This window comes from Pseudomonas sp. EMN2 (genome assembly GCF_009650555.1).
GTDB classification, from domain to species: domain Bacteria; phylum Pseudomonadota; class Gammaproteobacteria; order Pseudomonadales; family Pseudomonadaceae; genus Aquipseudomonas; species Aquipseudomonas sichuanensis.
This window is the reverse complement of the sequence record NZ_VZZR01000079.1, coordinates 18,931-27,406: the sequence shown is the minus strand read 5'-3', so window position 1 is coordinate 27,406 and position 8,476 is coordinate 18,931. Positions and strand designations below refer to the sequence as shown.

The following is an 8,476-nucleotide window of genomic DNA, read 5'->3' as shown; positions in this document are numbered from 1 at the left end:
CGCACTGTGCCCCACTGCACCACCAGCATCCCCACCACGATCATCCCCACCCCCGCCAGGCGCAGCAGGTTGACTGGCCGCTCCGGCAACCCCATCAACCCGAACTGGTCGATCAACAGCGACGACAGCACTTGCCCGGCCACCACGCAAACGATGAAGCCGGCAGCGCCAAGGCGTGGTGTCAGCACCAGCGCAGCGGTGATGTAAAGCACCCCGGCGACCCCGCCGAACCACGTCCACCACGGCGCCTGGGCGAGGTTCTGCACCTGCGGCAGCGGCGCACGCATCAGCAGCAGGGCGGGTACCAGCATCAGCAGGCTGACCAGCAACGACACCCCTGCCGCCCACAACGGGTGACCCAGCAAGCGCCCAAGGGCGGCGTTGCTGCCTGCCTGGAAGGGCACGGCGGCGCCGGCAAGCAGGGCGATCAGCAAGGGCAGGGCGGCAAAAAGGCTGTTGGGCATGGTGTCTACTCCTGTGCGAAACACTGGTATCAGTCTGTGATATGCACTTGAATGATGGAAATTCGAATTCTGCAAAGGCTGTATTCGTTCCATGGATGATTTGCGCCGCATCGACCTCAACCTGTTGCTCACCCTGCATGCTCTGCTCAGCGAGCGGCATGTTTCGCGGGCGGCTCTGCGCCTGCACCGCAGCCAACCGGCGGTCAGCCACGCGCTGGCCCAATTGCGCGAGATTTTCGCCGACCCATTGCTGGTTCGCCGGGGCGGTGGGTTGCAACTGAGCGCCCGCGCAGAAGCCCTGCGCGAGCCTTTGCAGCAGGCGCTGCAACAGCTCGATGGCCTGCTCGGCAGCCCTGGCTTCGAGCCGGGCCGGGCGCGCCGTACTTTCCGCCTGGCGATGTCGGACTACGGCGCGCGGGTGGTGCTGCCGGCATTGATGCGGCTGTTGCGCGAGCAGGCGCCGGGCATCGACCTGGTGGTGTCGCAGGGCAGCCGCGAGGCGATGCTCGGGCAACTGATCGATGGCGAGACCGACCTGGCGTTGGGGGTGTTTCCCGAGTTGCCGGCCGAGGTCTGCGAGCAAGTGCTGTTCGAGGAATCGTTCGTCTGCCTGGCTGACCGTGGCACGCTCCCGCCGCGTGGCGGGCTGGACTTTGCCCAGTGGCTGGCCCGCCCCCATGTGCTGGTAGCGGTGCGCCCGGGGATCGACAACGAAATAGACCTGGCCCTTGGCGTGCTCGGTGCGCGCCGCCGCATCGCCCTGAGCCTGCCGCACTGGGGGGCCGCCCAGGGGCTGCTCGCCGGTACCGATCTGGTGCTCACGGTGGCCCGCCGCAGCCTGGTGGGCGCCCGCCTGGACCCTGCCTTGCGCCAGTTCCCGCCACCGCTGGCCATCGCGCCATTCACTTTCTGCCAGGCCTGGCATTCGCGCCGCGAGGGGGATGCCGGGCACCGTTGGCTGCGCAGGCAACTTCAGACTTTGTGTACGGCCCCGGCATTGGCCGAGTGCTAGGCTGTGCGCCGACCACCCGTGAAAGGACTACCCATGTTCAAGCGTTATCTGCTTGCCGGCAGCACCCTGCTGGCCATTACTGCGGCCCAGGCCGAAGACTACTCGTCCAGCTACACCCAGTGCATGGACAAGGCTTCCAGCACCGTGGCGATAGGCGCCTGCATCCAGGCCGAGACCAAACTGCAGGATGAGCGCCTGAACCGTGTCTACAAGCAATTGATGGCCAAGCTCGAGGGCCAGCAGCAGAAGGACCTGCGCGAGGTGCAGCGCAGCTGGATCAAATACCGCGACGGCAACTGTGCGTTCCACGGCAAGCTGAGCGACGGCAGCCTTTATCGCATCGAAGGGGCGATGTGCGTGATGGACATGAGCAAGGACCGCGCGGCGGAGCTGGAGCGGGTGCTCAGCCCTGGGCAGTGATGCAGCATCAGCTTACAGATTGGTGTTGTCACAGGCTTTCCTGCGGGTTTCATCAATGCGCTTCGAGCTGTATTTTTGTACAGCTTCGGCAGGGCAACGATTGCCCTGCCGGGATGGCTCATTATCTATGGGAGGGTGTCATGCCTCACAGCATCGATGTCGCCAATCACTTCCTCACGCTGGAAGGTGAGGCCGGCGAAATCTCCAATCTCAAGCTGCAGAAGCTGGTCTATTACGCCCAGGGTTTCAGCCTGGCGCTGCTTGGCGAGCCACTGTTCGAGGACCGTATCGAAGCTTGGATGCATGGCCCGGTGGTCCCCGAGCTGTATCGCTGCTTCAGCCAATACGGCTCCAACCCCATCCCCGCACCGGCTCTGTTCGAACCCACGATGTTCTCCCGCGAGCAGTCGCGGCTGATCGCAGAGGTGTTCGAAGTGTATGGCCAGTATTCCGCCTGGAAGCTTCGCCAGTTGACCCACGAGGAAGACCCTTGGCGGGACAACTATCGGGAGGGCGCATTCAGCCGGGAAATACCTCGGCACGAGATGCAGCGGTATTTCAGGAATCACTTGGTGAACTGAACCATGGCACGCAAGCGGATCAAGGAACGAGACGCACGTAGCGCCCAGATCAAAGCGCGGCAAGTCGCTATCGATGCGGATGACTCCGAGTTGAAGCCCCCGGTATTTTCACTGGAATACCTGCAACCGGGATGGTGCATTGAAGATTGCCAGCAACTGGAGCGCGCCAAGATGCTGCAGAGGCTGCGTCAGATCAGCCAGCGCACCTGGCGGGACATCCGGCAGTTGCACCGGCACGGCTACGGAACCGAGACCATCGCCCATGGCAGCATCAAGGCTGCACTGCCCTCATTCCTTACCGAGGATGTTCGACTGTTGGCGTTCAGGGCCTATGACCTGGTGGCGATGGTCGGCTATCGCAGTGGCCGGGTGTTTCATGTGATCTGGATCGATCGACAGTTCAAACTCTACAACCACTGATGTCCGCAGCCTTCGCGGGGCAAGCCCGCTCCCACGACACCTAGCACGGGTGGCGTGGGAGCGGGCTTGCCCCGCGATTCAGTTGATACGCGAGGTGCGCCGGGCCCGGGCCTTGAGGTACTCGCGCACCTCCCGCGCATCCCCGGCAAATTCGATCCGCTCGGCCTTGGCGTCGCGCTGGTAGGCGTACATCGGGTCGTAGTACTCCTTGAGCAACCCTTCGATCCAGCCCCGGTGCAGGCTCACATCACCGCTGCGCAACTGCTCGTCGAGGGCCTGGCCAAGCAGCGCGGACAACCGCTGAAAACGCTCGCCGCCCAGGCGTTTGTGGATATTGGCCATGCTCTGGCTCAGGCGCTCGGCGTACAGCCGGCGGCCGTCTTCCTCACCGTGCAGCGCAACGAACTCGGCGCACAGGTTGGTCACGTAATCGCGCAGGATACGCGCCACGCGGCTGTCGAAACTGTCCTCCAGCCACACCAGCGGGTAGTGCTGCATGCCTTGGTAGAGCTCCAGTGGCACCGTGCAACTGCCCACGATGCGGCCTTCGTCTTCCAGCACGAACTGGCCGATGCCGCGGTCGCGTTTCTTCAACACGTCGATTGCCAGTGCGTTCTCGAAGTCGATCTGCGCCGGTTGCGCGGTGGCGCGCTTGCCGAAGCTCGAACCACGGTGGTTGGCATGGCCTTCAAGGTCCAGCACGTTGTCCAGCTGGTGCAGCACGTCGGTCTTGCCGGTGCCGGTGAGGCCGCCCAGCAGCACGAAGTCGCACTGTTCGACCGCCTGCTGGGTGGTTTCCAGCAGCAGGGTGCGCATGGCTTTGTAGCCACCGACCACCTTGGGGTACTGGATGCCGGCTTCCTTGAGCCAGCCCTGGACGATCTGCGAGCGCAGGCCGCCACGGAAGCAATACAGGTAGCCGTCGGGGTGGGCCTGGGCAAACGCCGCCCAGGCTTCCAGACGTTGCGCCTTCACCGCGCCGTTGACCAACTGGTGGCCAAGGGTGATGGCGGCGGCCTGGCCTTGCTGCTTGTAGCAGGTGCCGACCTTCTGCCGCTCCTGGTCGGTCATCAGCGGCAGATTGACCACGCCGGGGAAGGCGCCCTTGTTGAATTCGACCGGGGCGCGCATGTCCATCATCGGCACGTCGTCGAGGAACAGCTGTTTCAGGTCGGTGCAGTCGGGGCGCATCAAATCACCTCGACTGCGTGGCTCTGTCGCTCCACCAGCTCACCGATCGGTGCCAGTGCGAGGTTCAGCTCGGCGGCCACGGCCAGGAACTCGGCTTCGCCTTCAGGGCTGACCGCCACCAGCAGGCCACCGCTGGTTTGCGGGTCGCACAACAGGTGTTTCTGATCGTCGGTCAGGGCGCCGATCTTGTGCCCATAGCTTTCGTAATTGCGCAGCGTGCCGCCGGGGATGCAGCCTTCGGCCAGGTAGTGGTCGACGCTGGGCAGGCGTGGCACGGCCGTGAACTGCAGGCGTGCGGTGAGCTGGCTGCCTTCGGCGACTTCGACCAGGTGGCCGAGCAGGCCGAAGCCGGTGACGTCGGTCATGGCCTTGACGCCGTCGAGCTTGCCGAAGCGGCTGCCCGGGGTGTTGAGGGTGCACATCCAGTCGCGGGCCAGGCCACGGTCCTGGTCACGCAGCTTGGCTTTCTTCTCGGCCGTGGTGAGGATGCCGATGCCCAGCGGCTTGGTCAGGTACAGGCGGCAACCGACGCTGGCGGTGTCGTTGCGCTTGAGGTGACGCTTGCTCACCACACCGGTGACGGCCAGGCCGAAGATCGGCTCGGGGGCGTCGATGGAGTGGCCGCCGGCCAACGGGATGCCGGCTTCGGCGCACACGGCGCGGCCGCCACGGATCACCTCGCGGGCCACCTCCGGCGGCAGCACATTGACCGGCCAGCCGAGGATGGCGATGGCCATCAGCGGGTCGCCGCCCATGGCGTAGATGTCGCTGATGGCGTTGGTGGCGGCGATGCGGCCGAAGTCGTAGGGGTCGTCGACGATGGGCATGAAGAAGTCGGTGGTCGAGACCACGCCGCGCTCGTCGTCCAGGGCGTACACGGCGGCGTCGTCGCGCGAGGCGTTGCCGACCCACAGCTTCGGGTCCAGGGCCTGGGTGCCGCTCTCGGCGAGGATCACGTCCAGCACCTTGGGGGAGATCTTGCAGCCACAACCGGCGCCGTGGCTGTACTGGGTCAGACGAATCGGCTCGCTCATACGCACCTCTGCACAAATAGTGGCGCGATTGTAGCAAAGCTGGCCTTTGCGCCAGCGGCTCTTATAATTCCACTGCGTCGGCCATCGCCGCACCTTCCCCGCTATTGAACCGGAGAACCCCCATGCTCAAACGCCCTCTGGCACTCGCTGCCGGCCTCGTGCTGTCCTGCTGCGCCGTCGCCGCCCAGGCCGCCGATGTACTGCGGGTCAGCGCCATCCCCGATGAAGCGCCGACCGAACTGCTGCGCAAGTTCAAGCCGCTGGGCGAATACCTCGAGAAGCAGCTGGGGATGGAGGTCAAGTTCGTCCCGGTCGCCGACTACCCGGCGGTGGTCGAGTCGCTGGCCAGCAACCGCCTGGACCTGGCCTGGCTGGGGGGCTTCACCTTCGTCCAGGTGCACCTCAAGGATCCGACCGCCACGCCGCTGGTGCAGCGTGAGCAGGACGCCCAGTTCACCAGCAAGTTCATCACCGCCAACCCCGAGGTGAAGAGCCTCAAGGACCTCAAGGGCAAGACCTTCGCCTTCGGCTCGATCTCGTCCACCTCCGGCAGCCTGATGCCGCGCTACTTCATGTTGAAAGAAGACAACATCAAGCCGGAGGACTACTTCAGCCGCGTTGCCTACTCCGGTGCCCACGACGCCACCGTGGCCTGGGTGGCGGCCGGCAAGGTCGATGGTGGCGTGCTCAATGCGAGCGTGTGGCAGAAGCTGGTCGATGCCGGCAAGGTCGATACCAGCAAGGTGAAAGTGTTCGCCACCACCCCGACCTACTACGACTACAACTGGACCGTGCGCGGCAACATGGACCCGGCGCTCAAGGAAAAGATCAAGCAGGCCTTCCTCGCTCTCGACCCGGCCAAGCCTGAGCAGAAGGTGATCCTCGACCTACAGGCCGCCAGCCGCTTCATCGAGACCAAGCCCGAGAACTACCAGGGCACCGAGCAAGCCGCGCGTGAGGCCGGCCTGCTCAAGTGAGTATCCGTCTGCAAGGGGCCGGCCTGCGCCATGGCCAGGTCCAGGCCCTGCACGCAGTCGACCTGCGTATCGAAACCGGCGAGCGGGTAGCGATCATCGGCCCGTCCGGAGCCGGCAAATCCAGCCTGCTGCACTTGATGGCCACGGCTGTGCAACCCAGCGGCGGGCGCCTGGAACTGCTGCAAACGCAACCCTGGGCACTGTCTGCGGGCGCCCGCCAGCGCCTGCGTGCGCGGGTGGCGCTGGTGCACCAGGCGCCGCCGCTGCCGCCCCGCCAGCGGGTGGTGACGGCGGTACTGGCCGGGCGCCTGGGGCAGTGGAGCACCTTGCGTGGCCTGCTCAACCTGCTGCACCCGAGCGATGTGCCTGGCGTGCGCCAGGTGCTGGCCGAGCTCGGCCTGGCGGACAAGCTTTTCGTGCAGTGCGGTCAGTTGTCCGGTGGCCAGTTGCAGCGGGTCGGTATCGCCCGGGCGCTGTATCAGCAGCCGCAGGTACTGCTGGCCGACGAGCCGGTGTCGGCGATGGACCCGGTGCTGGCTGATCACAGCCTGGCCCTGCTCAACCGCCACGCCGTGACTCAGGGCGTGACGCTGGTGGCCAGCCTGCATGCCGTGGAACTGGCATTGGCGCACTTCCCGCGCGTGGTCGGTATCCGCGAGGGCCAGGTGGCCTTCGACTGCCCGGCCACGGCGGTGACCCAAGGCCTGCTCGATGCGCTCTATGCCAACGAACAGCTTGGGTCACCTGTTGCCCCAGGCCCGACCCTGACCGTGCAGATCCCGCGATGCTGAATACGGACGCCCGCGATCCGGCGGCGTTGCCGCGCCTGCTGGTGACGCTGCTGTGCCTGGCTTTGCTGTGGCCAGGGTTGCAGTTGAGCGAATTGAACCCCGGTGTGTTGCTGCAGGCAGAAAACCGTCAGCAGATGGCCAGCTTCGTCGCCGGCTTCTGGCCGCCGGCCCATGACCGCGAATTTCTCGGCCTGCTGTGGCAGGCCACCTTGCAGACCTTGGCCGTGGCTACCGCCGGGATGACCCTGGCGCTGTTGCTGGCGCTGCCGGCCAGCCTGCTGGCAAGCCGTGCGCTGTCGCTGCGTGCGGCGTCCCGGGGCGGCAGGGCAGGTGGCTGGTCGCGCACCCTGCGCCTGCCGGTGCGGGGGCTTCTGGTGTTTCTGCGCAGCGTGCCGGAGATCGTCTGGGCGCTGTTGTTCGTGCGCGCCGTGGGCCTGGGGCCGACCGCCGGGGTGCTGGCCATCGCCATCACCTACAGCGGCATGCTGGGCAAGGTCTATGCGGAAATCTTCGAGTCGGTCGACCAGCGCCCGGCCCACGCCTTGATGCAAGCCGGCAGCGGGCGGCTGGCGGCCTTCTGCTACGGCATCCTGCCCAACGCGGCGGCCGAAGTGGTGTCGTACACCGTGTACCGCTGGGAGTGCGCGGTGCGGGCCTCGGTGGTGATGGGCTTCGTCGGCGCCGGCGGCCTGGGGCAGCAGATCGATTTGTCGATGCGCATGTTCGCCGGTGCCGAGGTGGCGAGCATGCTGCTGGCGTTCCTGGCGCTGGTGACGCTCGCCGATATCCTCAGCCGCCTGCTGCGCGGGAGGTTGGCATGAACCGGGCGATCAACCTGCTGGTGCTGCTGGCGATCGTTACCGCGGTGCTGGCCTCGTTCGCCTACCTTGAGCTGGACATGCAGGCGGTGGTCGGTAATGGCGGGCTGGCGCAGATGGGCGAGTACGCCGGGCGCTTCCTGTACCCGGACCTGTCCGCCGGGCATCTGCGCGCGGTGGGCTGGGGCGCGTTGGAAACTTTGGCCATGTCCGGGCTGGGCACCTTGCTGGCGATGGTCCTCGGCCTGCTGCTGGCACTGCCGGCCGCAGGCCGCTTCGGTTGGCCCTTGCAGGGGGCGACGCGGCTGCTGCTCAATGCGCTGCGGGCCATCCCTGAACTGGTCTGGGCAGCGCTGACCGTGCTGGCCGCAGGGCTCGGGCCCAATGCCGGGACCCTGGCCTTGGCGTTGCACACTGCTGGGGTGCTCGGCCGCCTGTTCGCCGAAGCGCTGGAAAATGCGCCGCCTGAACCGGTGGCGGCGATCCGCCTGCAGGGCGGCAGCCAGGTGGCGGCGTTCTGCTTCGGTACCTTGCCCAACCTGTGGCCGCAGTTGCTGGCGTACAGCCTGTACCGCTGGGAGAACAACATCCGCATGGCCAGCGTGCTGGGCTTTGTCGGCGCAGGCGGCCTGGGGCAGATGCTCTACACCACCCTGAGCCTGTTCCAGGAGGCCCAGGCCAGCACGGTGATCATCGCCATGCTGGTGCTGGTGCTGCTGGTGGATGCCTTCAGCGACCTGTTGCGCCAGCGCTACGTGCGCGCCTGAA

At 66.1% G+C, this 8,476-nt stretch carries 11 protein-coding genes; 8 read left to right on the top strand and 3 right to left on the bottom strand.

Going from position 1 to position 8,476, the window contains the following annotated elements; translation table 11 throughout:
- Window positions 1-464: DMT family transporter (locus F6X61_RS21400; protein ID WP_153788427.1), on the bottom strand; the 464-nt coding region annotated here is incomplete at its 3' end.
- 91 nt (window positions 465-555) lie between these two features.
- Here F6X61_RS21400 and F6X61_RS21395 point away from each other — a divergent pair.
- From F6X61_RS21395 to F6X61_RS21380, 4 genes are all read left to right on the top strand, one after another.
- The gene (locus F6X61_RS21395) at window positions 556-1,476 is read left to right on the top strand and encodes a LysR family transcriptional regulator (RefSeq protein ID WP_153788426.1); all 921 of its coding nucleotides are present in this window, start codon (window positions 556-558) and stop codon (window positions 1,474-1,476) included.
- Window positions 1,477-1,509: 33 nt separating this feature from the next.
- Window positions 1,510-1,896: a lysozyme inhibitor LprI family protein gene (locus F6X61_RS21390; RefSeq protein ID WP_153788425.1), complete on the top strand. Its 387-nt coding sequence runs from the start codon at window positions 1,510-1,512 to the stop codon at window positions 1,894-1,896.
- A gap of 140 nt (window positions 1,897-2,036) precedes the next feature.
- A complete protein-coding gene (locus tag F6X61_RS21385; RefSeq protein ID WP_256671394.1) occupies window positions 2,037-2,477 on the top strand; it encodes a Panacea domain-containing protein in 441 nt (146 codons plus the stop codon).
- A gap of 3 nt (window positions 2,478-2,480) precedes the next feature.
- Window positions 2,481-2,897 carry a hypothetical protein gene (locus tag F6X61_RS21380; protein ID WP_153788423.1) on the top strand — a complete coding sequence of 139 codons (417 nt, stop codon included), beginning with the start codon at window positions 2,481-2,483 and terminating at the stop codon, window positions 2,895-2,897.
- A 78-nt stretch (window positions 2,898-2,975) separates the two neighbouring features.
- Here F6X61_RS21380 and mnmH read toward each other — a convergent pair whose 3' ends face one another.
- Window positions 2,976-4,088 (bottom strand): tRNA 2-selenouridine(34) synthase MnmH, encoded by a 1,113-nt coding sequence (gene mnmH / locus F6X61_RS21375; RefSeq protein ID WP_153788422.1) that lies wholly within the window; start codon window positions 4,086-4,088, stop codon window positions 2,976-2,978.
- On the bottom strand, window positions 4,088-5,122 hold the full coding sequence (selD, locus tag F6X61_RS21370; RefSeq protein WP_153788421.1) for a selenide, water dikinase SelD: 1,035 nt from the start codon (window positions 5,120-5,122) through the stop codon (window positions 4,088-4,090). Before selD ends, mnmH begins: the two co-directional genes overlap by 1 nt.
- Before the next feature lie 122 nt (window positions 5,123-5,244).
- On the opposite strand from selD, the gene F6X61_RS21365 reads away from it, so the two are divergent.
- Genes F6X61_RS21365 through phnE form a run of 4 tightly spaced genes read left to right on the top strand, consistent with a single transcriptional unit; the run spans window position 5,245 to window position 8,475 of the window.
- Window positions 5,245-6,099 carry a putative selenate ABC transporter substrate-binding protein gene (locus F6X61_RS21365; protein WP_153788420.1) on the top strand — a complete coding sequence of 285 codons (855 nt, stop codon included), beginning with the start codon at window positions 5,245-5,247 and terminating at the stop codon, window positions 6,097-6,099.
- Window positions 6,096-6,890: a phosphonate ABC transporter ATP-binding protein gene (locus F6X61_RS21360; protein WP_153788419.1), complete on the top strand. Its 795-nt coding sequence runs from the start codon at window positions 6,096-6,098 to the stop codon at window positions 6,888-6,890. The genes F6X61_RS21365 and F6X61_RS21360 overlap by 4 nt, the downstream gene beginning before the upstream one ends.
- Window positions 6,884-7,711, top strand: a complete 828-nt coding sequence (locus F6X61_RS21355) for an ABC transporter permease (RefSeq protein WP_153788418.1) — start codon at window positions 6,884-6,886, stop codon at window positions 7,709-7,711. The genes F6X61_RS21360 and F6X61_RS21355 overlap by 7 nt, the downstream gene beginning before the upstream one ends.
- The gene (phnE, locus tag F6X61_RS21350; protein ID WP_153788417.1) at window positions 7,708-8,475 is read left to right on the top strand and encodes a phosphonate ABC transporter, permease protein PhnE; all 768 of its coding nucleotides are present in this window, start codon (window positions 7,708-7,710) and stop codon (window positions 8,473-8,475) included. Before F6X61_RS21355 ends, phnE begins: the two co-directional genes overlap by 4 nt.
- The last annotated feature ends 1 nt before the right edge of the window (window position 8,476 follow it).

Excerpts from the sequence above, each read along its gene's own strand:
- F6X61_RS21395 (WP_153788426.1), top strand. The coding sequence starts at position 556 with ATGGATGATTTGCGCCGCATCGACCTCAACCTGTTGCTCACCCTGCAT.
- F6X61_RS21390 (WP_153788425.1), top strand. The coding sequence starts at position 1,510 with ATGTTCAAGCGTTATCTGCTTGCCGGCAGCACCCTGCTGGCCATTACT.
- F6X61_RS21385 (WP_256671394.1), top strand. The coding sequence starts at position 2,037 with ATGCCTCACAGCATCGATGTCGCCAATCACTTCCTCACGCTGGAAGGT.
- F6X61_RS21380 (WP_153788423.1), top strand. The coding sequence starts at position 2,481 with ATGGCACGCAAGCGGATCAAGGAACGAGACGCACGTAGCGCCCAGATC.
- mnmH (WP_153788422.1), bottom strand. The coding sequence starts at position 4,088 with ATGCGCCCCGACTGCACCGACCTGAAACAGCTGTTCCTCGACGACGTG.
- selD (WP_153788421.1), bottom strand. The coding sequence starts at position 5,122 with ATGAGCGAGCCGATTCGTCTGACCCAGTACAGCCACGGCGCCGGTTGT.
- F6X61_RS21365 (WP_153788420.1), top strand. The coding sequence starts at position 5,245 with ATGCTCAAACGCCCTCTGGCACTCGCTGCCGGCCTCGTGCTGTCCTGC.
- F6X61_RS21355 (WP_153788418.1), top strand. The coding sequence starts at position 6,884 with ATGCTGAATACGGACGCCCGCGATCCGGCGGCGTTGCCGCGCCTGCTG.
- phnE (WP_153788417.1), top strand. The coding sequence starts at position 7,708 with ATGAACCGGGCGATCAACCTGCTGGTGCTGCTGGCGATCGTTACCGCG.